This is a genomic window from Desertivirga xinjiangensis, assembly GCF_024436435.1.
In the GTDB taxonomy this organism is placed as follows: Bacteria; Bacteroidota; Bacteroidia; order Sphingobacteriales; family Sphingobacteriaceae; genus Desertivirga; species Desertivirga xinjiangensis.
On record NZ_JAFMZP010000005.1, the window covers coordinates 93,577 to 118,171 of the forward strand.

The window sequence follows — 24,595 nt, forward strand, 5'->3', positions numbered from 1 at the left end:
AATGGACAAACAGGTAGAAAAAGCATTGTCAGCTGCCCTTCAGCAATTTGGCGGAGAAGCTGTATCAGAATTCAAAGGACGTATCAACACCGTGTTCAATTCTGAAAGTGATTTCATGGATAAGGTGGCTTTGCTTGATGAAGCTTTTGATGATACGCCGGCGTTTGAATCTTTACGAGAAGTGTTTTTCGACCTTCTGATGATTAATTTCTTTGTAGAGGATGTGAAAAAATTAGAAGAAGACTACCTGGAATCAGAAGAGTGGGAAGACATTGAAGAGGAAACACTTGATCGGGGTACCGAACTGTTAAATGTTCTGCTTTACCTGCGCGAATGCCAGGACGAAGACATAGAGCCGGAGCTGGAAGACTTCCTGAAAGAGTTTTTACTGGTAGATGAGGATGAGTTCCAGGATGAGCACCGTATTTACGAAGATATGATCGCTAACCAGATCCTGATGGAAAGCAGTGTGGAAGAGATAGCGCGGGTGTCAAAAGAATTGCCTGAATCTTCTGAACTGAAAGACCTGTTTTATCCAGTAATGGCTTTTTTCAATCAGCCGGATCCTTCAGAAGAAGAAATGGATGCGTTCAGGAAAAACAGTAGCGATGCATCGTTTGAAGGCTCGGTTTATGGACTTTTAACAGCTTTCAACCAGAATTAACATGAAGTTAGGGCAGAGGCAGATGCAAAAGAAAGCGGCTTTGTATGGCCTGGTATTCGGTGTGATATCATTGGTGATTGGTATAGCAGCCCTGTATTTGATTGCAAACACTAACTCGATGGCAATGGTGATAGGGTCACCAATTGTACTTTCTTTTATTTTGCCAATTATCCTGGCGGTTTATTTTTGCCTGAACCTAAGGAAACAGGTAGGTGGCTATTGGAGTTTTCGCGAAGCAACCAGCGGCATATTCGTGCTTTTCATCTCTGCATACCTTATCTATTCTGCTGGAAACTATGTGTTTGCAAAGGCTGTTGATCCGAATATCAACAAAGCGGTAAAAGAAAATATAGTAAATGTTACAGAACGCTTTGCCAGTAAACAAGATATTCCGACAGAACAGATTGATGAGAAAATAGAAGAAATGCGCGATCAGCTCGCTGAAGAGCAAACGCAAACAGCCGGAAAGATCTTTCAGAGTGTGGTGTTCGCCATCATCATACTTTTTGTTGCTTCCCTTATTTTTGCTGCGATCTTCAAAAAAGATCCACCAGTGTTTGCTGAAACGGATGAATATTAATCATACTATTTGCCTGTTTTATTTAAATTGTTACAATAAAATCGAAGTTCCTGATACTTAAATATGGATATATCCGTAGTCATCCCCCTTTTTAATGAAGCCGAATCCTTACCTGAGCTGATAGAATGGAATACCAGGGTAATGGATGAGAATAATTTTAGTTATGAGATTATTCTAGTGGACGATGGGAGCGATGATGGTTCCTGGGAGGTAATAGAACGGCTCAGAGCTCAAAACTCTAAGGTACGAGGGATCAAGTTTCGCAGGAACTACGGGAAGTCAGCCGCACTGAATGTTGGTTTCGATGCAGCTGAAGGCAATGTGGTGATTACCATGGATGCCGACCTTCAGGATAGCCCTGATGAGATCCCGGAGTTGTACAGAAGGATCACACAAGAAAAATACGATCTTATATCGGGCTGGAAGAAAAAACGCCATGACCCCATCAGCAAAACGGTCCCGACCAAACTATTTAATTCGGCAACCCGCAAAATGTCGGGTATAAATAATCTTCACGACTTCAACTGCGGCTTAAAAGCTTATCGCAAAGACGTGGTGAAAAGCATAGAAGTCTATGGTGAAATGCATCGTTATATTCCTGTATTGGCAAAATGGGCAGGCTTTCGCAGGATAGGAGAGCAGGTTGTAGAGCATCGCCCACGAAAATATGGAACCACCAAGTTCGGATTAAGTCGTTTTATTAATGGTTTCCTGGATCTGCTTTCCATATTTTTTGTTGGGAAGTTCGGAAAACGCCCGATGCATTTTTTCGGAACCATGGGAGTGCTGAGCTTCATGGCAGGGTTGATCATCACCATTTGGTTGATAGTTGAGAAACTGGTGCACATTGCAAATAGTGAAAGGTTCAGGGATGCCACCGATCAGCCTCTTTTTTATATTGCCCTTGTGGCGATCATTGTTGGATTTCAGCTATTCCTTACTGGTTTTGTGGCTGAACTAGTATCCAGGAACGCATCTGAGAGGAATACATACCTGGTAGAAAAGGTGATTTAAAGAATTAAATCCGCTAAAATTCATGTTCTTCTCGATAATCATTCCCCTTTATAATCGGCCACAGGAAATTGATGAGCTTTTGCATTCGCTCACACACCAGACATATTTGCAGTTCGAGGTATTGGTTATTGAAGATGGATCGAAAGTGCCGGCTAAAGATGTTGTCCTGAAATACCAGAATCAGCTGGATTTAAAGTACTATGTAAAAGAGAACGAAGGACAGGGCTTTACCCGGAACTATGCCTTCGCCAGGGCCAGGGGTGATTATTTCATTGTATTCGATTCCGACTGCCTTATTCCTGCCAATTACCTTGAAAATGTACGCAATCACCTCTACACCGAGCCTCTGGACGCCTATGGAGGTCCCGATGCCGCGCATGGAAGTTTTACACCTGTCCAAAAGGCCATAAGTTATGCCATGACTTCACCTTTTACCACAGGAGGGATCAGAGGCAGCAAGCGCAATATTGGCGGGCAATTTCATCCGAGAAGCTTCAATATGGGTATTTCCAGGAAGGTTTGGGAAAAAACAGGCGGCTTCATATTAACGCGATTGGGTGAAGACATTGAATTCAGCATCCGGATCCACTCTCTGGGATTTAAGACCGGTCTAATTCCCGATGCTATTGTTTTTCATAAAAGGCGCACCAGTTTTATGCAGTTTTATAAGCAACTTCATTTTTTTGGAAGGGCGAGGATTAATATATATAAGTTTTTTCCCAGTCAACTCAAGTTGGTTCACTTTTTTCCGGCATTCTTTACTTTATTCCTGTTATTTACGCTAATTCTTAATATTTTTAGCCTTCCTATGAAGGGCTTGTGTAATATTCTTCTGGTGATCTATATAGTGTTACTTTTCTTTCATTCATGGGAGGTAAACAAATCACTGAAAGTTGCTTTTCTTAGTGTAATGGCTGCTTTTGTGCAACTCGTTGCCTATGGATTAGGATTTATGCAGGACTTCATTAAAAGAATTATTCTTAAACACTCATGATCGATTTTTTAAAGGACAGTACGTTTGCGGTTAACGATGTTATCAGGTTGGCCTGGAATACACTTAAAAAACAGTATCTTAAGATATTGGGCTTGTGTTTAATAATGTTTCTTATTTTCAATTTGTCTGGTTTCTTTGCTTACCTTCTTGATGACTTTAACTTTGGTGTTAAAGTCTTCATGTTCTTGTTTTTTATCCTGGCTTACTTTGGCTTCCAGCTTACCCTGTTCAGATTTGTATTGCGGGTTTTAGATGAGAATGATCACGAAGTTTTTGTAAAGGACTCCATTCCAACCACCAGGCAGATCATCAAATTCTTAATTGCAACCCTGTACTTCGCCGGCTGCATATTTTTGGTGTTCATTGTCATCATGATCTTATTCTTTCCCTTATATTATTTTGTAAACGAAAACAGGCGCGACCTGGTGTTGCAGGTAGCTTACTCAATAGGGGTTCTTGGGATCATACTCACCTGGATACGGATTTCATTTTTTCCTTTTTTCATAATAGACCGCGATTCGTCACCGTTTAAGTCGATTCGTTTCAGCCTGGCGATCACCAGGGGTAATTTTACCAAAATCCTGCTTTTATTGGCTTTCCTTGCTATATTTCAGTTACTTTCCTTTTTCTTTGTGAATGTACAGGTAGACTTTATAAGTGCAGGAATAATAAACCTTATAAACTCTCTTTTAGTTATTCCTTTATCCAGTGTGGCTTTGGCTGTTGCCTACCGCCGGATGATGAATGAGTACGAGGGAGATCAGGATCCGGACATCTTAGATAATATTATCTAGTCGTATTCATCAAAACTTATAAATACCACTTGTTATCAGATTGTCAACCATGACTTACAACTTAAAACTTACAACTCATAACTTACTACTATGGGATTGAAATCGGCTTTAAGTAAGCCATTTGCCTACTTCGCTGTTAAGCAGATCAATAAGTGGAAATTCAAGGCAGTTGAAGTACAGCAGCAGGTACTTAGAGATCTTATTAAGACTGCCAGAGGGACGGCATTTGGAAGAGACCATAAATTTTCAGAGATACGTTCCTATGAAGATTTCAAGAAAGTAGTACCTGTTCGCGATTATGAGGATCTTAAGCTTTATATTGAACGAATGGTAAAAGGGGAGGAGAATGTACTTTGGCCCGGCGTACCTGCTTACTTTGCAAAAACATCTGGTACAACATCCGGCGTTAAGTATATTCCCATATCAAAAGAATCCATGCCCGAGCATATCAAGGCGGCAAGAAATGCCTTGTTAACTTATATTTACGAAACGGGCAAAGCCGATTTTGTTGACGGGAAGATGATCTTCCTGCAGGGCAGTCCGGTACTGGATACAAAGTATAAAGTGCCTACGGGCAGATTGTCAGGTATTACGGCTCATCACGTTCCCCAATATCTGCAAAAGAATCGCTTACCTTCTTATGAGACCAATTGTATTGAAGACTGGGAGGAAAAAGTAGAGGCGATAGTTGAAGAAACTATCCGTGAAGATATGCGACTCATCTCTGGAATACCGCCATGGGTGCAAATGTATTTTGATCGTCTGTCCGAAAAAAGCGGAGGTAAGAAGATCAAAGATATTTTTAAAAATTTTAGCCTGTTTGTGTACGGAGGGGTAAATTTCGAGCCTTACAGGGCCAGAATGGAGGAATCCATAGGTAAAAAAATAGACGCCATTGAGACCTATCCCGCTTCTGAAGGTTTTATTGCTTACCAGGATTCTCAACAAGATAGTGGCTTGTTATTGTTAGTCAACTCCGGAATATTCTATGAGTTTATCCCTTCAGAAGAATACTTCAACGAAAAGCCCACGCGGCTCTCATTAAAGGAGGTTGAGCTTGGAAAGAATTACGCTATTATCTTAAATACCAATGCTGGTTTATGGGGATATAGCATCGGCGATACGGTGAAATTTGTTTCAAAGAATCCGTATAAGATCATAGTGTCAGGGCGCATAAAACATTATATATCAGCATTTGGAGAGCATGTAATTGGAGAAGAGGTAGAGTATGCCCTGTTGACGGCAGCTAAGGAAAGCGGCGTTGAAATAACCGAATTTACAGTGGCACCGCAGGTAAATCCGGGAGGTATGGACTTGCCTTACCACGAGTGGTTTGTAGAGTTTTCAAGGAAACCTGACGACATGGAACAATTCCGCTTGAAGGTAGATGCCCTGCTGCAGAAAAAAAATATCTATTATTACGACCTGATAGAGGGGAAGATACTTCAACCTCTGGTAATCAGGTCTTTGAAAGCCGACAGCTTTAAAAATTATATGAAGTCGGAGGGTAAACTGGGAGGACAAAATAAAGTGCCTCGTTTATCAAACGACAGAAAGATTGCCGATCAGCTGTCAAATTATATTATTGAATAATATTATCCAGGGGGGGTTAATTATAAAATCTCTAAGAACGAATAAACACAAACGCTTGAAGCACATTGCAATATTAGGATCCAGTGGAAGTATAGGTACACAAGCCTTGGATGTTATCCGAGACAACCCTCAGCTCTTTAAAGCATCGGTATTAACCGTTAATCAGAATGCCGGAGTCCTGATCCAGCAGGCGCTGGAGTTTGAGCCTGAATGCGTCGTTATAGGAGATGAAACTAAATATGCAGAAGTAAAATCTGCCCTTTCTCAAACCAATATCCAGGTATTCGCTGGTAATGCAGCTCTATGCGAGGTGGTTCAGCTTTCGTCAATCGACATAGTGCTCACCGCCTTAGTTGGTTTTTGTGGTTTGGAACCTACAATTTCTGCTATCAGGGCAGGAAAACATATTGCCCTGGCCAACAAAGAAACACTTGTAGTAGCTGGCGACCTTGTAACAGCACTAGCAAAGCAGCATAACGTAAATATACTGCCGGTAGATTCTGAGCATTCAGCGATCTTTCAATGCCTTACAGGAGAAGATATTACTGATATTGAAAAGATCTATCTTACAGCTTCTGGTGGTCCATTCAGGGGAAGGGATCAATCCTTCCTAAAGTCAGTTACCAAGGCTGAAGCATTAAAGCACCCGAACTGGGTTATGGGAGCTAAGATCACCATTGATTCAGCAACCTTGATGAACAAAGGTTTGGAAGTGATAGAAGCGAAGTGGCTCTTCAACCTCGAAGCTGAACAGATCGATGTTATTGTTCATCCTCAATCCATAGTTCATTCAATTGTTCAGTTTAAAGACGGATCAATGAAAGCACAGATGGGCTTGCCAGATATGAAGCTTCCTATTCAGTACGCCCTAAGTTATCCTGAAAGAATAAAAAGCAGGTTTCCCCGTTTTGATTTCTTGAAGTACTCTGAGCTTAGCTTTGAGCAGGCTGACAAAAGTACCTTCCGAAACCTGGATCTGGCGTTTATGGCACTTAAAAAAGGCGGAAATATGCCATGTGTGATAAATGCAGCTAACGAACTGGTGGTGGCAGAGTTTTTGAAAGACAGGATTGGATTTTTAGAGATGAGTGAGGTGATTGAATCCTGTATGGATAAAATCGCTTATATTAGCCAGCCAAGCTTAGATGATTATTTGGAAACAGATAAGGAGAGCAGGATATATGCTAAAGAACTGGTGACAGATTTGAAATAGAGACCCAAACAACAAACTTAAAAATATCAAATGGACGGATTGGTTATGGCCGGCCAGCTTTTGCTGGGATTATCAATATTAATTGTACTACACGAATTAGGGCACTTTGTTGCAGCCCGCGCTTTTGGAATAAAGGTTGAAAAATTTTACTTGTTTTTCGATGCCTGGGGATTTAAACTTTTCAGTTTCAGATATAAAGATTGCGAATATGGTATAGGCTGGCTGCCTCTCGGCGGCTACGTTAAAATTGCCGGGATGATCGATGAATCGATGGATACCGAGCAGTTATCAGGCCCGCCGCAACCCTGGGAATTTAGATCAAAACCAGCATGGCAGCGTTTGATCGTGATGCTTGGAGGTATCGCCGTAAATATTGTCCTCGGTATATTCATATTCTGGATGATCACCTTTAAGGTGGGAGAGAACTTCATTTCCAACGACAAGTTGGTTAATGGTGTTGTTCCTGGAAAAATTGGTAAAGAAATAGGCATCCAGGCTGGAGACAGGGTGGTTGCTGTGAATGGAAAGCCTATTAAACGATTTGAAGAGATCACCAGCTCTAAAGTATTGCTTGGAAATAGCGAGCTTACTGTACTGCGTAATAATGAAACAAAGTTTATCACTGTTCCCGGTGATATTCTCGAAAAGGTGTCAGACTTTGGACTAGGAGAGTTTGTAACACCACGGATGCAGACTGGCGTAGCTGAAGTAGTAAAAGGCGGAAATGCTGAGAAAGCGGGGATTAAAGCAGGCGATAAGATCATAGGTATTAATTCAAAACCGGTAAAGTTTTTAGATGAGTTGAAAGCAGGTTTGCAAAGTGTTAAAGGCAAAAATGCGCAGGTAACCGTATTACGTGCTAATGATACACTACAATTAAGCACGCTTGTTGATACGGATGGCCAGATTGGCTTTGCTATAGATACGAAAGATCTACCACTTGAAAGTCAGCAATACGGCTTCTTTGAGGCTCTTCCTGTAGGCGCATCCAAGGCCTGGGGATCTTTCATGGACAATGCACGCGGCTTAGGCAAAGTGATCACCGGTGAAGTAAAAGCACAAAAAGCATTTACAGGACCTGTGGGCATCGCAAACATGTTCGGCAGTGAAGTGAACTGGCTGAAGTTCTGGAGCCTTGTAGGCTTGCTTTCCATGGCCCTGGCTTTAATGAACCTGCTTCCTATTCCTGCCTTAGACGGTGGTCATGCAACTTTCCTTATCATTGAAATCATCAAAGGAAAGCCTCTTGGCGATAAGTTTATGGAAAAAGCCCAGATTGTTGGTTTTTTCATTCTTGTGGCACTGATGGTATTTGTGTTGGGTAACGATATCTTTAAGTACATTATTAAGTAGGATGAATTACTTCGAGTTCTACGGTATCCCTGAAACCTTTAATCCGGATGAAGCAGCCATTAAGCGGAAGTTCTATGCCCTTAGCAAAGAGTTTCATCCCGATTTTTATGTGAATGATACACCGGAGAAGCAACAAGAGATCCTGGAGCTGTCAACCATAAACAATAAAGCTTACCAGGTTTTATCCAACGCTCAAAAAAGACTGGAGTATATTTTACAAAGCAATAACCAGATTGCTGAAGGTGACAAATATCAGCTCCCACAAGCTTTCCTGATGGAAATGATGGAAGTGAACGAAGCCTTGATGGAATTGGAGTTTGATGCAGATGAAAAGGCCCTGGAAGAAACAGAAAAGCAGGTTGCCGGCATAGAGGCCGAGCTGTTAACCGAACTGAAATTCTTCACTGAGAAGTACGATAAGGAGCAAAATCCGGCGGAAAGAGAATCATTCTTGCTGGAAATCAAAGATCTATATTATAGACAGAAATATTTGTTGCGAATTCGCGAGAGTTTAAATAGATTTGCATCCCGCTAAACAACAAATGCCCAGCTGGCGGAACTGGTAGACGCGTCGGTCTCAAACACCGATAGGAAACTGTGCCGGTTCGATTCCGGCGCTGGGTACTGGGTCGAAGAACCCTAGAAACAAAAGCCCCTCTGTAGCGATACAGAGGGGCTTTTTGCTTGCTTACCCACGCCGCTGTACTTCGACATTACATCAACAGAACAAGCTAATTGCAGCGCCGATAATTGAAACATAATGTGATTAGTTAAATTTAACGTAATTGCTACCAGTCAACAGTGTAAGTGCTGCTGGATCCACCAATAAATCCTTCGACAGCTGGAACTCAAATGGGTAGGATGAAAGTGCTTTGTGGATTAATTTAAGTAATTTTAAAAATAAAAAGATATGAAAGCGCTGCTCATAGGAGCAACAGGGGCTACTGGCAAAGATCTGGTAAACATCCTGCTGCAAGACCCTTACTATACAGATGTGGTGATATTTGTACGTCGTTCCAGTGGAATAACTCACCCCAAATTATCGGAGGTGCTCACTGATTTCGATCAATTGGAAGACGTGTCGGGGCAGATCAATGGAAACGTATTGTTTTCCTGCCTGGGAACCACGCTTAAAGCTGCCGGATCTAAAGAGAAGCAGCGGCATATCGATCTGGACATCCCCTTGCAATTTGCGGAAATTGCCAGGAGAAATGGAGTTCCAAAAGTTGTTTTATTATCTGCTTATGGCGCGTCCGCTAGCAGCCGGGTATTTTACTCCAAATTAAAGGGCGAATTGGAGGAAGGAATGTCTAGGCTTGCCTTTGAGCAATGTGTTATTTTCAGGCCCGGACTGCTATTGCGGAAAAACTCCGACAGATTAGGTGAGCGCATATCAGCGAGCTTGATAAAACTGCTGAACGGTGTAGGTTTACTCAGAAAATTCCGGCCGTTGCCCACTGCCGTGCTTGCCGAAAAACTCGCTAAAGCACCACATGATCTGCCAGGCGGAAAACATATAATAGAGTTGACTGAAATTTTTAAATTTTAGTATATCCTGAACAAATCACTATGCATCACTATCCTGGCTGGATATTTATGGTCCGGTGTTAACGGTATTCCTTACTTGCCCCAAAATCCCTATCTTTGCCGCTCATTTTAATATCCTCCTTTTGTGATTAATGTAAATAATATCTCTGTTTCCTTTGGCGGAACCACCCTGTTTAGTGATGTAACCTTTTCAATCAACGAGAATGATAAAATAGCCCTGATGGGTAAAAATGGTGCAGGAAAATCTACCATTTTAAAGATCATTGCCGGTGCAGCCAAGCCTACTTCTGGTAATGTAACCGGTCCAAAGGATGCAGTGATTGCTTATCTCCCCCAACATTTACTTACGCAGGACAATGTTACGGTTTTTGAAGAAACCTCAAAAGCTTTTCAGGAGATGCATGGAATGCAAAAGGAACTGGATGAGCTCAATGAACAACTCACCGTCAGAACCGATTATGAAAGCGACGATTACATGAAGTTAATTGAGCGTGTCTCGGAGCTTAGTGAAAAGTTCTATTCGGTAGAAGAAGTTAATTACGACGCTGAAATAGAAAAAGTGTTAAAAGGCTTAGGCTTCAGGCGGGAAGACTTCACCCGCCAGACTTCTGAGTTCTCGGGCGGCTGGCGTATGCGGATCGAGCTGGCCAAGATCCTATTGAAGAAACCTGACCTGATACTGCTCGATGAGCCTACTAACCATATGGATATTGAAAGTATCCAATGGTTAGAAGACTTTTTAATTAATTCTGCGAAGGCAGTGATGGTGATTTCGCACGACCGTACCTTCGTAGATAATATTACGAATCGTACAATTGAGGTCACGATGGGCCGGATATACGATTACAAAGCCAAGTACACGCACTACCTTCAATTGCGTGCCGAGCGCCGGGTACATCAGTTAAAAGCCTACGAAGAGCAACAACGCTTCATCGCCGACAACCAGGAGTTTATAGATCGTTTCAGAGGCACCTACTCGAAAACGCTGCAAGTGCAGTCGCGGGTAAAAATGCTTGAGAAACTCGAAGTAATCGAGATTGATGAAGTGGACACGTCGGCACTACGGTTGAAATTCCCACCATCGCCCCGTTCAGGTCAATACCCGGTCATCGTAGAAGAACTAACTAAAGCTTACGGCGATCATGTAGTGTTTGAGAAAGCTTCCATGGTGATTGAGCGGGGTGAAAAAGTAGCTTTCGTAGGTAAAAATGGTGAAGGTAAGTCGACTATGATCAAAGCCATTATGGGCGAGATTGATTTTGAGGGAGGCTTAAAGGTTGGTCATAATGCCAAGATCGGTTATTTCGCCCAGAACCAGGCGGCTTTGCTGGATGAAAATTTGACCGTATTTGAGACGATTGACCAGATTCCCTTAAGCGATGGAACTATAAAGATCAAAGACCTATTGGGTGCCTTTATGTTCAGTGGCGACGACACTACCAAGAAAGTTAAAGTGCTTTCTGGCGGTGAGAAAACCCGCTTAGCTATGATCAAACTCTTGCTGGAACCAGTAAACGTATTGATCCTGGATGAGCCGACAAACCATTTGGATATGAAGACCAAAGACATTATTAAAGAGGCCTTACAGGACTTCGATGGCACCTTGATCCTGGTATCGCACGACCGGGATTTCTTAGACGGACTAGCTCAGAAAGTATTCGAATTTGGTAATAAACGCGTTCGGGAACACTTTGAAGATATTAAGGGTTTCCTTGCTTACAAGAAGATGAGCAGCTTGAAAGAGATCGAACAGAGTTAGTCAGAGATTAAGTTTCATCATCGATTAGCCAGGGACAAGGACCTGAGCGTTAGCAAAGTTCACTTGAAATCAAGCTAAGGCTCAGGAACACCTTTTGCAGGCGAATGCGTTAAAATTGAAACTTATTTGATATGGACTTGAAGGAATCAGCGCAAACTCCCGGATCGACGAAAAAACTGCTTCCCATTATTCTTGCCACTGCCATATTCATGCAGATGCTGGACTCGACTATTCTGAACACTTCTTTGCCTGCCATTGCCAGAGATCTGAATGAATCGCCTTTGGATATGCAGAATGCTATTATCAGCTATGTGCTTACCCTTGCTGTTTTCATGCCCGTGAGTGGTTTCCTTGCCGATAAGTTCGGAACGAAGAGGGTGTTTATTTTTGCACTGGTACTCTTCGGAGCTGGGTCACTTTTTTGTTCGCTGTCGCAAAATCTGACGCAATTAGTTATTGCAAGAATGGTACAAGGGGTAGGAGGTAGTTTAATGACCCCGGTTGGAAAATTAGCCCTGATCAGAACCTTCCCAAAACAAGAATTGCTGAAGGCAATGAACTTCGCCATCATTCCTGCTCTGATTGGTCCCGTCCTTGGGCCACTGGTTGGTGGTTATATGGTCGACTATTTATCCTGGCATTGGATTTTTCTGATCAACATTCCGATAGCCTTGCTTGGCGTTGCATTAAGCCTGAGATTTATGCCTGATTATAAGTCGCCGATTATAGACTTCGACCTGAAGGGATTTCTGATCTTCGCCGCCGCCTCCCTGCTGTTGTCCATTGGCTTAGAGTTATTTGGGAATACCGTGCATGTAACACCAGTGTTGCTGGTGCTCTTAGCCGGATTTTTAATGTTCTATTTTTATTACCGTCATGCTTCGACCGACGAGAATCCAATTTTTCCATTAAACCTGTTTAAGGTCAGAACCTTCAGAGTAGGTATTTTAGGCAACCTCGCTACCAGATTGGGGATTAGCGCTATCCCACTCTTACTTCCCATGATGATCCAGATCGCTTACGGCCGGTCAGCAGTTACATCCGGCTGGATCGTCGCACCTATGGCTATCACAGCAATGTTTGGAAAATCTGCAGTGATCAGGATCCTGAACAGATTTGGCTACCGGGCCACACTAATGACCAATACATTCGTTATTGGCCTGTTGATTTGCAGTATGGCCATACCCCCTGTGCACACGTCAATTTACTGGTATATGCCCATCATCGCCGTCTTGGGTTTTTTCAACTCCATTCAGTTTACAGCCATGAACACCATCTCTATTGCTGATCTACGGCAGTACCATACCAGCAGCGGAAATTCCCTGGTTTCGGTAAATCAACAGCTGGCAATCGGGTTCGGAGTTGCCTTCGGTCTGATAGTGCTGAAGATATTTCAGGGTGACGTGAAGCTTATCGATAATGAAATCCATAATGCGTTCAGGTACACTTTTTTAGTGGTGGGTTTTTTAACCATTATGTCTGGATTGATTTTTAGAAGATTGCATTTTAAGGATGGGGATAATATGAAGTCTGATTAAGTTGAAAATAGATTTTTGGTGGCACTAAATCCGATTTTCGTCAAAGATCAAACAGATGTGCGCTTTTTGGCTTTTATAATTTTTATATGAAAGAAGGATTATTCTATTCAGGTGCAAGTGGATTGGTATTGCCGGTTCCAAATAAACTGGCATACCCTAAAGAATTCCAGGACAAAAGCAGGCTATGCTTCTATTCTTCGATTTTTAATAGCATCGAAGTTAACAGCTCTTTCTATAAGATCCCGCAGGCCAAAACCATGCAGCGGTGGGCGAATGAAACTACAGAAAACTTCAGGTTCACATTCAAACTCTTTCAGGATATAAGTCACGCAAAAGAGCTACAATATAAACCAGATCACATACAAAGATTTATTGATATAATTAATGAAGTAGGTGAGAAGAAGGGCTGCCTGCTTGTGCAGTTCCCTCCAAAATTCGCTTCAGATAATATCCGGGAACTGGAAAAATTATTTAATGAACTTATTTCTGCTAATAACGGATCATGGAATATAGCTGTTGAGTTTAGGAATAAATCATGGTATAACGATCACACCTACGACTTATTAAACCTATACAACATTGGAATTGTAATCCATGACATGCCTTCATCGGCTACGCCGTTAATGGAACAGTCAACTGACTTTGTTTATTTAAGGTTTCATGGCCCCCAGGGTGGTTATAGGGGAAGTTACCAGGATGATTTCCTATCAGAATATTCATATTACATTAGAGATTGGATGGAGGAAGGAAAGACTGTATACGTTTACTTTAATAACACCATGGGAGACGCCATGAATAACCTTGTCACATTGAACGACTACGTATTGGCCTGAGGTGACAGGAGAATAATATTAAATACAAACGCTTAACAGTTTTTACTTGCCCGTTTACATCTCAATGACAAAAGCTTTTAACTCACACATCTTACCGTCCAGAAAGCGCCAGACGTCGCAGTAGGAGTAGTCAACCATTGTTCCATTTTGATCTTTCAAACTGATTTTTCCGAGTGCGGTAACAAAGTCATCTTCGGCGATTAATTTCTCAACTATAAACTTTGGTGGCTCCGAGTAGGCAGTAGCCATATATTCACGGATTGCTTGTTTGCCTCGCAGGGTCTGTTCGCCTACAAAAGTCCATTCTACATCGTCGGTACAGAAAGACAGAAAGCTCTCATTATCGCCAGCGCTCACAGCTGCATTTGCTTTTTCAAGGATTGCCTTATTGTTGATCATCTCTTTAATTGATAAAATTTCTATTAAGATCGTTTAAGGCAGCACCACTGCCGGACAAGATCTTAAGCAGCAAGTTGCTTGTCAGGGCCTTCATTACTAGCCTTTATTTTGGTAAGCTCAGTTTGTAAGATGTCTAAAAGCTGCTTATCAAAAGCTTCTGTCAAAGTTTTGGATGAGTCGCTTAAGGTTACGGTATTTGTAATGGAGTAGTTGTTAATTTTCATATTGTCTATCTATACATTCACATAAGGCAAAATCGTGCCAGATGCGAGATAATACTATCCCTCACAATGTTTTTGTGAATTCGTACTGAAATCTATACATTTTTTTCCAAACCATTATCAACCATTAATGTTAAAAGCTAAATATTTAAATAACAATGAGCAAACGAATTTTAGCGATTGATGATGATCCGGATGTGTTGGAGATGTATTCGTTGATTTTGACAATGGAAGGGTATGATGTAAAAACGCTGCTTTCGCCGGATAATCTGTCGGGTGCGATCTTCGATTTTGTTCCTGATCTGATCCTGCTGGATATTCAACTGGGTTACTATAACGGTTTAGAAATCTGTAGCAAACTTAAATCTAATCCCCTGACGACCCATATTCCTGTTTTTATAATTTCAGCTCATGAAAGCATTCATAAAGCAAAAACTGACTTTAATGCAGATGACTATATTTTGAAACCATTCGACATGGCACACCTTCTTGAAAAAATAGATGACCGAGTTTCCGGGAAGGTCGTTTCATTCAGGAGAGCTTCAGCATAAAAGAAAGCTCTCTTGAATCTTGTCTATTTTTTCCGTCAGCACCTGCGCAAACATCTACTCCCAATAACATTCCCTATTGTTAGATAGTATCTTACAATATCATGTAAATATCCTATAAAGTTCACTTTCCCTGTCTCAGTAGTTTTGTTATACAACGAAACCAAACTTAAATAAACATAATCCTTCAACACCATGAAATCCAGGGAAGAGCTCGTAAACCAGACTCTGACTTAAAGGTTGAGAAGGCCGAACAATTTGCAGGGCATTAAACTCATTGAGGGTTTGTTGTGCTCAATAATTTAACTAACAATTAAACCATTTCCTAACTAACTAATGAATGAATTTACATTAGATCTGAATCTAACGGCGAAAATGCCTCTGCGAAAGGATTGGCGAATCGGTACGATCGGTGCCGGAGCAATTATACGTGGCTGCCATCAGGTGGCTTACCGGAATGCAGGCTTCAACTCTTATGGAATAGCCTCTCAAAACAGGTCCCGGGCAGTGGAAGTTGCAACAGAGTTTAATATCCCCAACGTCTATGAATCCTGGCAGCAATTAATAAAGGATAAAGAAATAGAGATCCTTGACATTGCCGTTCCTCCTGATGTTCAATTAGAAATAGTACGGGAAGCAGTTAAAGAAAACGATCACATTAAGGGAATACTCTGCCAGAAGCCTTTGGCTATGAATTTGGAAGAAGCCAACGAGATTGTGCTTTTATGCGAGCAGGCTGGAATAAAACTCGCAGTTAACAGCAACATGCGGTACGACCAATCCATACGTGCTTTGAAAACCCTGCTTGATCATAATTATTTCGGCGAAATAGTTTTGGCAACTATTGATATGCGGGCAATTCCGCATTGGCAGGAATTTCTCACAAAATACAACCGTCTCGAGATGTTAAATATGGGCATCCATCATATTGATACATTCCGGTATTTGTTTGGAGATCCTGAAAAAGTAACGGCGATAACACGGCCTGACCCAAGAACCAAGTTCCCCCACCTTGATGGTATTACCCAATACACTTTTCAATATGCCGACGGACTGATGGCAACGAGTCTGGACGATGTTTGGGCCTGGCAGGGTGATGGATGCCAGAAGGATATGTATATCAGATGGCGTGTAGAGGGAGTGGAAGGAATGGCAATGGGTGAGATCGGCTGGCCTAAATTCCCTGAAAAAGGTTTAAGTACCATAAAATTTACGACCAGAAAATTCCCGGATCAATGGATCGAACCGAGCTGGGACACCGTTTGGTTCCCTGATGCTTTTGAAGGAACAATGGCTTCACTACTCTGCGCAGTGGAAAATGATACCCTGCCTGAAATAAACGGTCGTGACAACTTGCATACCATGGCGACCATTGATGCGCTTTACTTATCCATCAAAGAAGAGAGAACCGTCAAACTAACCGAAACACTTAAAACCCTTAAATAATAAGCCGAATGATATCAGTAGGAATTTTCAATGGATATTATCCATACACTTTAGAAGAAACGATCAGCAAAGTAAAAAAAGATGGATTTAATTGTATTCAGCTTGATCTGAGTTTTAAGGACTTCGACCTGAACGACCCGCATACTTTACCAGAAACGCTTACCGTTGAAAAAGCCCGTACTATACGTAATGCTTTTCGTGATGCCAACATTGAAATAGTCGCAATTTCGGGTTATACAAATCTCATTTCTCCCGATCCGGAAAAGAAACGCAAGAATATAGAGTATGTAAAAACGCTGTTGAAGTTCGCACGCGAGTTTGGCACTCCTTACGTAATTAGCGAAACCGGAACGTACGAACCAAGCAGTGATTGGGTTTTCCATGAGAGAAATGCCACGGAGGAAGCTTTCCAGGAAATTAAGCAGGTGCTTGAAGAACTTGCTGAATACGCTTATAAGCATGATGCTGTATTCCTCGTTGAAAATTACGTAAACAATGTTATAGGCAGTGTCGATCAGTTACTACGATTGTTCAGAGAGGTTGACCACCCGGGTTTAGGACTGTTGATGGATCCAACCAATTACTTCAACGGCGTCAATATAAAGAATGTGGATGCAGAACTTTACCGGATCTTCAACGCCCTCCAGGATAAAATAAAGATTGCCCATGCAAAGGATATTAAACAGGCAGAAAGCAGTGAAGAAAAACACGCGGCAATCGACGCTGTAGAATCGCATACCTTCCGTGGAGCTGGAGATGTAGAACTTCCGGCGGCAGGCTTAGGAGTGCTGAACTATGAGTTGTATCTTAAATTGCTATCTAAGAAGCACCCCAATATTCCGCTTATCATTGAGCATTTAGACGAGGAGGATATTCCTCGTGCGAAACGATTTGTGGACGACACATTAAAGGCAATCGGCGCCTGATCTGTAAAGTCTTATTTCCAAACTCTTATCTCTATAAATATTTACTTAGAAAACTCATACTATGAACAACCTGAAATTAAGCGCTGAACAGAAAGCGGCGTACGACAAAGATGGATATCTTATTATCAAGAACTTCTTAACAGAAGAGGAAGTAAGTCACCTTTATGGCATTGCCACTGGCGACGACGTACTAAAAAACAAAGCATTTGACTTTAATGATCAATCCGGAAAACGGACCAAACTGACGCTTTGGTTTACACCGGGCGATGACGCCTATGGCCTGTTAACACGCAGTGAGGCTTTGGTTCAGTCCGTACAGGAATTACTGGGCGAAGGAGAGGTCTGTCATTTTCACTCCAAACTGATGCAAAAAGAGCCGCAGGTAGGCGGGGCATGGGAATGGCACCAGGATTACGGGTACTGGTATAAGAACGGTTTCTTGTTTCCGGATGCCATGATCAGCGTGATGCTTGCCCTTACCGAAGCTACGGTAAAGAATGGATGCCTGCAGGTGTTGAAAGGTTCTCATAAGATCGGACGATTGGAACATAATTTCGCAGGTGAACAACAGGGTGCCGATATGGATTTTGTCAATGAGGCTCTTGGTCGCTTTGAGCGTGTATATGTCGAGCTTGAACCAGGCGATCTGTTGTTTTTCCATAGCAATACCTTGCATATGTCTGAAGCCAATACTTCTGATAAGCCCCGCTGGTCTATGATATCGGCTTACAATCTCAGCTATAATAAACCATTCCGGGAAAAGAACTTGTCTTGTATCACGCCGTTACAGACTGTGCCCAATGACTCGGTTATATCTCCCAACGCAAAAGGTTTATCTTCAGACAGAGATTTCCTTCAAAAAGAAGATGAGATTACGCTGAAGGTGAAGTAATTGATTTTGAGATTGACAAAGATACATGAGATTTAAATTCTTTTGCCCCAGATGGGGAAGCGAGGATATTAGCTGGGATCTGTTTTGCCAAAAAGTACGGGATGAAGGTTATGATGGAGTGGAGTACGGTATTCCAAATGACGTAGCCATCGGGGAACTCGATGGAGCCTGGAACACCTTCCAAAAATATGATCTGGAAGTTATCCCTCAACATTATGGAACTTATGATGCAGACTTCTCCAGGCACTTTGATAACTACGCAGCCTGGCTTGAGATGGTGCGTCCTTATCAGGCACTAAAGATTGACTCCCAAACCGGGAAAGATTATTTTTCTTTTGAGCAGAATAAGAAATTGATAGAGCATGCTGCTCATCATTCCCGCCTATCCGGCGTGGAGGTATTTCATGAAACGCACCGTAACAAGTTTACTTTTGCTGCCCACATTACTTTTGACTACCTCAGCCGGATTGCTGATCTGCGCATTACCCTCGATGCATCACACTGGGTAAATGTGGCGGAATCTTTTTTAGGTGATCAGCAGGACGCGATGGACCTGGCGATTGCGCGTACGGAGCATATTCATGCCCGCGTTGGCTATCCTGAAGGGCCTCAGGTTCCTGATCCGGCAGCGCCTGAATGGAATGAGGCCTTGCAGCATCATTTGAACTGGTGGGATAAAGTAATTGAACGTAAGCGCGCGGAGCCCGATGCCTTAGTAACCATCACACCAGAGTTCGGACCTTATCCGTATATGGTACACTTACCTTACTCACAAAATCCTATTTCCGATCAGTGGGCAAATAATGTTTACATGATGAACTTGCTGAAAGAGCGGTACAGGGAATTTTATTAAAATGATTTTGGATGGGAGTTTTCTGCCACCTCACAAATGCTTAAACTTTTTAATTGTTCAAAATAGTACAGATCTCACTAACTTCAATATAAATACTAATTTTACAATGCTCAAATGCTAATATTACACCGGTTTTATCCTCAATTTAGAGAACTTAAAAAATGAAAGAAGAAGCAGCTGTTAAATGGACAATGTCTTATCCCGAAAAATTCATTTCCATTGCAGACACTCTTCCCTTTGTGAGCCATGATCGGGAGAACCATAAACTCCGGGCAGATTCAACTGAGCTGTTGACCGGCTTCCAGTATGAAAAAGTGGATGATGGCTGCTACTTGTTCGTCGTGGATATGAAAGCCTTAAAGGATACCAAGATCATCCTCATGGGCGACAGGGATATCGAATATTACTGCTTATCGTACCAATTAATAAAAGGCTCAGTAAACAAGACACCAAATAGCAGTGATCCGCTGCAATCTAAAACCATGTCGCTACCGCGGATCTGTAGCTTCTACAACAATGAGTTTGATTACGACACGGCATTTGATAAAGATTCAGAAGTTAAAGCGTTTATATTCTGCTTTACCAGGGATTGGTTAAGCAGGGGTGTGGACCTTAGTGCGGTAGACAAGGAAGCTTCGTTTATGAAGGTGATCTCCAAGGAAATAGCTGGTATGGCCTATTTCAGCGATAGCTTTTATAAAGACACTTATGATGAGCTTAATAAATTCTTAAATACCGCAAAAAGATCTCCCGTATATAACCTGATCGTACGTAAGCTTTCATTTACCCTCATTGCAGATTTCTTTACCATCGTTGCCGACCCTGATTCAGTTTTGAATATGCCGGGCGCATCTGAAGACTTTGACGGTATTGAGGAAGTTAAAAAGTATATCGATCTGCATTTTAGAAAAGGGTTCCCCGGCTTGCAGAAGCTCGCAGAAGTTGGCAATATGACGGTCGCAACGCTTCGTCGCCAATTCTTGCGCCAAATGGGCCGCTCTGCATTCGACTATTTCCGCGAGGTGCAAATGCGCTTTGCCTTCGACCAGCTACAGGGCGGCATGCAGGTAAAACAAGTGGCCCTGATGCTTGGATTTGCCAGCCAGGCGAACTTTAGCAGAACATTCAAAACCGTATACCGGGTACCGCCCACAGATATTAAAGCTTTAAACAGCGACGTCTTATCATGAGCATAAATGAATGCTTTTTGGACATATATGAGTAGCCAGGGGAAATAGTTTTGCAACATACTTAATAATGTTGCTCCTATGCTATTTCTTCGCTTAAGCTTTTTTATTCTGACTGCCTTATTAGCTTTTACCGGCAATGCCATCTCCGGAACTGTCCGTTACGTCAAAGATAAAGGTACTGGCGATGGCAGCAGTTGGGATAAGGCGTCGGGAAACCTTCAAACTGTTATTGACCTTTCTGCGGCCGGGGATCAGATTTGGATAGCCGAAGGCACTTATATGCCTGCGATAAATGGCAGTTTCAGTTTAACGAAAAACCTGGAAATTTACGGAGGCTTCCCTGATTCCGGAATCCCGGATTTCAGCAATCGCGATAAAACTAATTTCACTGTTCTTAAAGCCAATGGCGCGGATATTTTTATTAATAGTAGTGCCGTTACTCAGGCCACTATTCTTGATGGCTTGACTTTCACCGGTACCCAAAGCAGTATAGCAATGATAAACGATGGCGCTTCTCCATTAGTGAGGAACTGCTTATTTAAAGATAATTCGGCATCTAATGGCGCCGGAGTGTATAACAAATCAACCAGTAAGGCAATTTTTTCAAATTGCATATTTCAAAATAACGCAGCCGTTAATAACGGCGGAGCTATGCTGAATACCGATGATGCAGATGTGCAGCTAAGTAATTGTATTTTTGTAAACAACAATGCGCCTTATGGTCCGGGTATCTCCGCACAAAGCCGGTCTAAGACCCTTATTGTCAATTGTACTTTTTTTGGAAATGGCGGGAGAGGGGCGGTAACCTTAGTTGGTTCATCCTATGTAAGTATTTACAATTCTATACTCTGGGGAGAAGCAGAGGAAGGAATATCAAGATACAACTCCTCTGTGTTCGAACTGCGGTATTCGATCTGCCGGACAGGGGCAGGCGGGAATGTTCTAAATACTGATCCTCTTTTTGTGAATACCGCAAATTTGGAAGGCGAAGACGGAATCTGGGGTACGGCTGACGATGGTCTACGCCTTCAAATGAATAGTCCTGCTATCAGTACCGGCGATCCTCTAACTAACACGGCAGATTATTTGGCACAGGCGGGCATGCTGGATTTCAATGGACACACCAGGGTTTTTGATTCGAGGGTGGATATGGGGGCCTACGAGTATCCTAAAAAGAAACAAATCATGACCCTTCCGGGAACTCCTGTTGGTAGTACATATTATGTATATGGCACTTACGGTTCAGGACCTATTGATCTGCCTAAAGTTACTTCTACTTCAGGAAACATCCAGTATAGCTTGCCAGCTAATAATGGCAGAGTTACCATCGTTGATGGCAAGATTCACATCAAAAATGCAGGAGCGACCACTCTGACAATTACTTCTGCAGGAGATGAGACCTATGATCCCATAACCAAAACTATGACTATTTCGATTGCGAGGAAACCTCTTTCTTTAGCTCCTAATCCGGATAATCCCCTCGTTAAAACATACGATGGAAGTGATTTTGTTTACTTACATAACGTTTCAAACTTCGTTTTTACGGGTGTGCTGCCTGGGGACGATGTTTACCCAAAATTTGAATATGTCTATGCATATTTTCTTACCCCGAACGTAGGATCTAATCTCACGCTGATGTTTGATCAGGGATTGATTCGTACCGCAGGCGCCTCAGCTGGTAATTACAGCTACCGCCAATCATATGACGATATTCTTAATGCAGGCTCTATTGTACCAAAACCAATAGTAATTACGGCTAATGCTTTGAGCAAAGTATATGGCGAGGCAGATCCCGAACTAACTTATTCTTTGCCGGATAAGTCATTGGTAGGATCAGATAAAATCACGGGTTCACTAAGCCGTGAAGCGGGTGAAGATGCAGGTACCTATGCGATAAAACAAAACACAATTACTTCAGGAGATAATTATGAGATAACGTATAAGGGTGCTGATTTAACTATCGATAAAGCTCCCGCCACAATAAGCTTAAGAAACCTGATGCAGACATTCGATGGATCTGCAAAGTTTGTGACTGCCGAAACGAGTCCTGCAAACCTTTCAGGGATAACTATTACGTATAGTGGTTTAACAACTCCCCCTGTTGATGCAGGAACTTATTCAGTCGTAGCCAAACTGGATAATCTAAATTATACAGCAGCGGATGCCACAGGCACCCTACAAATAGAAGCTGTTTTGCCGGTGATCCTGAAGAAATTCACTGTAAAAGCCCTCGTTAACCATGCCAAAATAGAATGGCAAACGAACGGCGAACAACAAAATAGCTATTTCGAAGTGGAGAGGTCTGGTGATGGCCTTCATTTTGATATGATTGGAACTATCCCTGGCGGGGGAACAAGCTCTGCAGTTCTCGATTATCAGCTCCTTGACCAAGCGCCTTTAAATGGACCGAACTATTATCGCCTTAAACAAATAGATATGAATGGCATGGTAAGCACATTAGGCACGCAGTTATTAAGGTTTCAGTTAGCATCCCCGGTCTCGGTGGTCGCATACCCAATCCCGCTTAACGATAACAGTTTGAATGTTGTTTTCAAAAATTACACAGGTAAACAAGTAAAAGTGAGCCTGGTAGAAATGGGTGGGAAGATCGTACACAGTGAATTTATAAATTTAGTTAATGATGCTACTGTTCACAAACTCAATTTGGGTAGAAAACCCGTTGCCGGTCAGTATGTGCTTTTTTTGCAGGGTGAGGGGCTAAAAAGCGCGATTAAGATTATGGTTCAATAAGAAGGATGGGTTAGGTTTAACTCTTATGGTGCACAAAGGCCCCAAGCGCCTTTTGTGCACATAAGAACGTTGCAATCAACGATCAACAGACATCACATCTTGATGTCCATTATTTTACCTTGCTTCCTGCTTTCTTCAGCCATAAATCCCATGATATGGCTTTCAATTGAATCGTCTACCGTGGAGGTGAGCAATGCGGGATTTTGCTGACTCACAGCATTTACAAAATCTCTGACCAGCAGCCAGTCGCCGCCTCCATGCCCATGGTCTTCATAACCTTTTACATCCTGAGCCTCCGGTACAAATTTTGTTTCCTTCCTGGTTCTGAAGTCGTGGTGAACGAGTTCGGTCATGTCACCTACCAGGTCTCCCATAGAGCCCATGACCCTTGTGCGACGCCCATGGTATGAGGTAAATGCCTCCATAGAGAAATTGGCGGTTACGCTATCTGCGAATTGTATGCTGCTGATATAATGGTCAGGCTGGTCATTGTCCATCCTGTATACACACCGGCCATAGTCGCTGGTCTTTAGCTTGTTCAGGATGTATTCTTTTCTGTTAGGGATGTTGTCAGGTACATCCAGAACTGAAAGGAAATGTGTTTGTCGCTCGGCATATTCTTTCACCGCAGAGTACGGACACTCTCGTTCTACTGCACAAGTTACGCATCTGTCACTGCTTCCTGCGGGTGCATTTTCTTTGCGAAACCATTTTACATCACCCATGGCAACGATCTTTTCACAAGGCTTATTGATCACCCACTTGATGATATCGAGATCATGACATGATTTCGCAAGGATGATAGGTGTTGTTTTCTTTGAGTTATGCCAGTTTCCGCGAACATAAGAATGTGCCATATGAATATGTTCTACAGGTTCGAAATGCTGTACACTGACAACTTCTCCGATAGCTCCATTTGCTATCAGTTCTTTCATCTTAATGAAATAGGGGGCATATCTCAACACGTGACACACTGCTACGATTCTCTTATTCTTTTTAGCTAAAGCCAATATATCTCGGCATTCTTTTTCAGTAGGGGCAATCGGTTTTTCCAAGAGGATATCATAGCCCAGCTCCAGGGCTTTCATACAAGGCTCGTAGTGCATGTAATCTGGTGTAGATATGATGATAGCATCAGCAAACTTAGGTCGTTTGAAAACATCCTCCCAGGTATTAAACCTGTTTTTTTTGGGGATAGAGTGGATCTTGCTGTATCGCTCGTTGCGGAATGCGATAGGTTCTGCAACTCCGACTATTTTAAGTTCGTTAGGAGAGTTTTTTGCAAAGTCTCCGTAAACCATGCCCCGGTTTCCGGCGCCGAGTGTGATAGCTGTAACGGCCTTGTCCAGGGGCTTTAGAAGAGGATTTTTAGGGGTTCTATAGCTGTACGTGTTTTCGCCGACCTTAGCCAGCAGATCGCTGCTGATTACGGTTGCGCCCAGGCTTAAGGTTAAGCCCTTTAAAAGATTTCTTCTGTTCATTTGTT

23 protein-coding genes and 1 tRNA gene are annotated in these 24,595 nt (G+C 42.4%); 21 read left to right on the top strand and 3 right to left on the bottom strand.

Annotation, left to right across the window (positions count from 1 at the left end):
• Position 1: 1 nt before the first annotated feature.
• The 14 genes from J3P37_RS14660 (at position 2) to J3P37_RS14725 (ending at position 13,883) form a co-directional block, all read left to right on the top strand.
• Entirely contained in the window at positions 2–664 is a 663-nt protein-coding gene (locus J3P37_RS14660; protein WP_256012100.1) for a hypothetical protein, read from the top strand.
• Position 665: 1 nt separating this feature from the next.
• Positions 666–1,244, top strand: a complete 579-nt coding sequence (locus J3P37_RS14665) for a DUF4199 domain-containing protein (RefSeq protein ID WP_256012101.1) — start codon at positions 666–668, stop codon at positions 1,242–1,244.
• 63 nt (positions 1,245–1,307) lie between these two features.
• Positions 1,308–2,258, top strand: coding sequence for a glycosyltransferase family 2 protein (locus tag J3P37_RS14670; RefSeq protein WP_256012102.1), 951 nt, complete (start codon positions 1,308–1,310; stop codon positions 2,256–2,258).
• A 22-nt stretch (positions 2,259–2,280) separates the two neighbouring features.
• Positions 2,281–3,252, top strand: a complete 972-nt coding sequence (locus J3P37_RS14675; RefSeq protein WP_256012103.1) for a glycosyltransferase family 2 protein — start codon at positions 2,281–2,283, stop codon at positions 3,250–3,252.
• The gene (locus J3P37_RS14680) at positions 3,249–4,046 is read left to right on the top strand and encodes a hypothetical protein (protein ID WP_256012104.1); all 798 of its coding nucleotides are present in this window, start codon (positions 3,249–3,251) and stop codon (positions 4,044–4,046) included. Before J3P37_RS14675 ends, J3P37_RS14680 begins: the two co-directional genes overlap by 4 nt.
• A 90-nt stretch (positions 4,047–4,136) precedes the next feature.
• Positions 4,137–5,639 carry a GH3 auxin-responsive promoter family protein gene (locus J3P37_RS14685; protein WP_256012105.1) on the top strand — a complete coding sequence of 501 codons (1,503 nt, stop codon included), beginning with the start codon at positions 4,137–4,139 and terminating at the stop codon, positions 5,637–5,639.
• A 55-nt stretch (positions 5,640–5,694) separates the two neighbouring features.
• Positions 5,695–6,852, top strand: a complete 1,158-nt coding sequence (locus J3P37_RS14690) for a 1-deoxy-D-xylulose-5-phosphate reductoisomerase (RefSeq protein ID WP_256012106.1) — start codon at positions 5,695–5,697, stop codon at positions 6,850–6,852.
• A 30-nt stretch (positions 6,853–6,882) separates the two neighbouring features.
• Complete coding sequence (rseP, locus tag J3P37_RS14695; RefSeq protein WP_256012107.1) at positions 6,883–8,205, top strand: RIP metalloprotease RseP; 1,323 nt, start codon at positions 6,883–6,885, stop codon at positions 8,203–8,205.
• A 1-nt stretch (position 8,206) separates the two neighbouring features.
• A complete protein-coding gene (gene hscB / locus J3P37_RS14700; RefSeq protein WP_256012108.1) occupies positions 8,207–8,740 on the top strand; it encodes a Fe-S protein assembly co-chaperone HscB in 534 nt (177 codons plus the stop codon).
• A gap of 9 nt (positions 8,741–8,749) precedes the next feature.
• Positions 8,750–8,829: transfer RNA gene (locus tag J3P37_RS14705), tRNA-Leu, on the top strand.
• 286 nt (positions 8,830–9,115) lie between these two features.
• Complete coding sequence (locus J3P37_RS14710; RefSeq protein ID WP_256012109.1) at positions 9,116–9,754, top strand: NAD(P)H-binding protein; 639 nt, start codon at positions 9,116–9,118, stop codon at positions 9,752–9,754.
• A 123-nt stretch (positions 9,755–9,877) separates the two neighbouring features.
• Positions 9,878–11,512 carry an ABC-F family ATP-binding cassette domain-containing protein gene (locus J3P37_RS14715; RefSeq protein ID WP_256012110.1) on the top strand — a complete coding sequence of 545 codons (1,635 nt, stop codon included), beginning with the start codon at positions 9,878–9,880 and terminating at the stop codon, positions 11,510–11,512.
• A gap of 131 nt (positions 11,513–11,643) precedes the next feature.
• Positions 11,644–13,050 carry an MFS transporter gene (locus tag J3P37_RS14720; protein WP_256012111.1) on the top strand — a complete coding sequence of 469 codons (1,407 nt, stop codon included), beginning with the start codon at positions 11,644–11,646 and terminating at the stop codon, positions 13,048–13,050.
• 86 nt (positions 13,051–13,136) lie between these two features.
• Positions 13,137–13,883, top strand: a complete 747-nt coding sequence (locus J3P37_RS14725; RefSeq protein WP_256012112.1) for a DUF72 domain-containing protein — start codon at positions 13,137–13,139, stop codon at positions 13,881–13,883.
• Between the two features lie 54 nt (positions 13,884–13,937).
• Here J3P37_RS14725 and J3P37_RS14730 read toward each other — a convergent pair whose 3' ends face one another.
• Both J3P37_RS14730 and J3P37_RS14735 read right to left on the bottom strand, forming a co-directional pair.
• Positions 13,938–14,282: a nuclear transport factor 2 family protein gene (locus J3P37_RS14730; RefSeq protein WP_256012113.1), complete on the bottom strand. Its 345-nt coding sequence runs from the start codon at positions 14,280–14,282 to the stop codon at positions 13,938–13,940.
• 62 nt (positions 14,283–14,344) lie between these two features.
• The gene (locus tag J3P37_RS14735; RefSeq protein WP_256012114.1) at positions 14,345–14,506 is read right to left on the bottom strand and encodes a hypothetical protein; all 162 of its coding nucleotides are present in this window, start codon (positions 14,504–14,506) and stop codon (positions 14,345–14,347) included.
• 155 nt (positions 14,507–14,661) lie between these two features.
• Between J3P37_RS14735 and J3P37_RS14740 the strand changes: the two genes are divergently transcribed.
• The 7 genes from J3P37_RS14740 (at position 14,662) to J3P37_RS14770 (ending at position 23,109) form a co-directional block, all read left to right on the top strand.
• Positions 14,662–15,054, top strand: a complete 393-nt coding sequence (locus J3P37_RS14740; protein ID WP_256012115.1) for a response regulator — start codon at positions 14,662–14,664, stop codon at positions 15,052–15,054.
• Between the two features lie 333 nt (positions 15,055–15,387).
• A complete protein-coding gene (locus J3P37_RS14745; RefSeq protein WP_256012116.1) occupies positions 15,388–16,497 on the top strand; it encodes a Gfo/Idh/MocA family protein in 1,110 nt (369 codons plus the stop codon).
• Positions 16,498–16,505: 8 nt separating this feature from the next.
• Entirely contained in the window at positions 16,506–17,423 is a 918-nt protein-coding gene (locus J3P37_RS14750) for a sugar phosphate isomerase/epimerase family protein (RefSeq protein WP_256012117.1), read from the top strand.
• Positions 17,424–17,484: 61 nt separating this feature from the next.
• Positions 17,485–18,315 carry a phytanoyl-CoA dioxygenase family protein gene (locus tag J3P37_RS14755; protein ID WP_256012118.1) on the top strand — a complete coding sequence of 277 codons (831 nt, stop codon included), beginning with the start codon at positions 17,485–17,487 and terminating at the stop codon, positions 18,313–18,315.
• Positions 18,316–18,340: 25 nt separating this feature from the next.
• Entirely contained in the window at positions 18,341–19,168 is an 828-nt protein-coding gene (locus tag J3P37_RS14760) for a sugar phosphate isomerase/epimerase (RefSeq protein ID WP_256012119.1), read from the top strand.
• A gap of 161 nt (positions 19,169–19,329) precedes the next feature.
• The gene (locus tag J3P37_RS14765; RefSeq protein ID WP_256012120.1) at positions 19,330–20,358 is read left to right on the top strand and encodes a helix-turn-helix domain-containing protein; all 1,029 of its coding nucleotides are present in this window, start codon (positions 19,330–19,332) and stop codon (positions 20,356–20,358) included.
• A gap of 78 nt (positions 20,359–20,436) precedes the next feature.
• Positions 20,437–23,109, top strand: a complete 2,673-nt coding sequence (locus J3P37_RS14770) for an MBG domain-containing protein (protein ID WP_256012121.1) — start codon at positions 20,437–20,439, stop codon at positions 23,107–23,109.
• A 92-nt stretch (positions 23,110–23,201) separates the two neighbouring features.
• Here the strand turns inward: J3P37_RS14770 and J3P37_RS14775 are convergent, their stop codons facing one another.
• Entirely contained in the window at positions 23,202–24,590 is a 1,389-nt protein-coding gene (locus tag J3P37_RS14775; protein WP_256012122.1) for a Gfo/Idh/MocA family protein, read from the bottom strand.
• Between the last annotated feature and the right edge of the window lie 5 nt (positions 24,591–24,595).

Coding starts and splice junctions, on each gene's coding strand:
- J3P37_RS14660 (WP_256012100.1), top strand. CDS start 2: ATGGACAAACAGGTAGAAAAAGCATTGTCAGCTGCCCTTCAGCAATTT.
- J3P37_RS14665 (WP_256012101.1), top strand. CDS start 666: ATGAAGTTAGGGCAGAGGCAGATGCAAAAGAAAGCGGCTTTGTATGGC.
- J3P37_RS14670 (WP_256012102.1), top strand. CDS start 1,308: ATGGATATATCCGTAGTCATCCCCCTTTTTAATGAAGCCGAATCCTTA.
- J3P37_RS14675 (WP_256012103.1), top strand. CDS start 2,281: ATGTTCTTCTCGATAATCATTCCCCTTTATAATCGGCCACAGGAAATT.
- J3P37_RS14680 (WP_256012104.1), top strand. CDS start 3,249: ATGATCGATTTTTTAAAGGACAGTACGTTTGCGGTTAACGATGTTATC.
- J3P37_RS14685 (WP_256012105.1), top strand. CDS start 4,137: ATGGGATTGAAATCGGCTTTAAGTAAGCCATTTGCCTACTTCGCTGTT.
- rseP (WP_256012107.1), top strand. CDS start 6,883: ATGGACGGATTGGTTATGGCCGGCCAGCTTTTGCTGGGATTATCAATA.
- hscB (WP_256012108.1), top strand. CDS start 8,207: ATGAATTACTTCGAGTTCTACGGTATCCCTGAAACCTTTAATCCGGAT.
- J3P37_RS14710 (WP_256012109.1), top strand. CDS start 9,116: ATGAAAGCGCTGCTCATAGGAGCAACAGGGGCTACTGGCAAAGATCTG.
- J3P37_RS14720 (WP_256012111.1), top strand. CDS start 11,644: ATGGACTTGAAGGAATCAGCGCAAACTCCCGGATCGACGAAAAAACTG.
- J3P37_RS14725 (WP_256012112.1), top strand. CDS start 13,137: ATGAAAGAAGGATTATTCTATTCAGGTGCAAGTGGATTGGTATTGCCG.
- J3P37_RS14730 (WP_256012113.1), bottom strand. CDS start 14,282: ATGATCAACAATAAGGCAATCCTTGAAAAAGCAAATGCAGCTGTGAGC.
- J3P37_RS14735 (WP_256012114.1), bottom strand. CDS start 14,506: ATGAAAATTAACAACTACTCCATTACAAATACCGTAACCTTAAGCGAC.
- J3P37_RS14740 (WP_256012115.1), top strand. CDS start 14,662: ATGAGCAAACGAATTTTAGCGATTGATGATGATCCGGATGTGTTGGAG.
- J3P37_RS14745 (WP_256012116.1), top strand. CDS start 15,388: ATGAATGAATTTACATTAGATCTGAATCTAACGGCGAAAATGCCTCTG.
- J3P37_RS14750 (WP_256012117.1), top strand. CDS start 16,506: ATGATATCAGTAGGAATTTTCAATGGATATTATCCATACACTTTAGAA.
- J3P37_RS14755 (WP_256012118.1), top strand. CDS start 17,485: ATGAACAACCTGAAATTAAGCGCTGAACAGAAAGCGGCGTACGACAAA.
- J3P37_RS14760 (WP_256012119.1), top strand. CDS start 18,341: ATGAGATTTAAATTCTTTTGCCCCAGATGGGGAAGCGAGGATATTAGC.
- J3P37_RS14765 (WP_256012120.1), top strand. CDS start 19,330: ATGAAAGAAGAAGCAGCTGTTAAATGGACAATGTCTTATCCCGAAAAA.
- J3P37_RS14770 (WP_256012121.1), top strand. CDS start 20,437: ATGCTATTTCTTCGCTTAAGCTTTTTTATTCTGACTGCCTTATTAGCT.
- J3P37_RS14775 (WP_256012122.1), bottom strand. CDS start 24,590: ATGAACAGAAGAAATCTTTTAAAGGGCTTAACCTTAAGCCTGGGCGCA.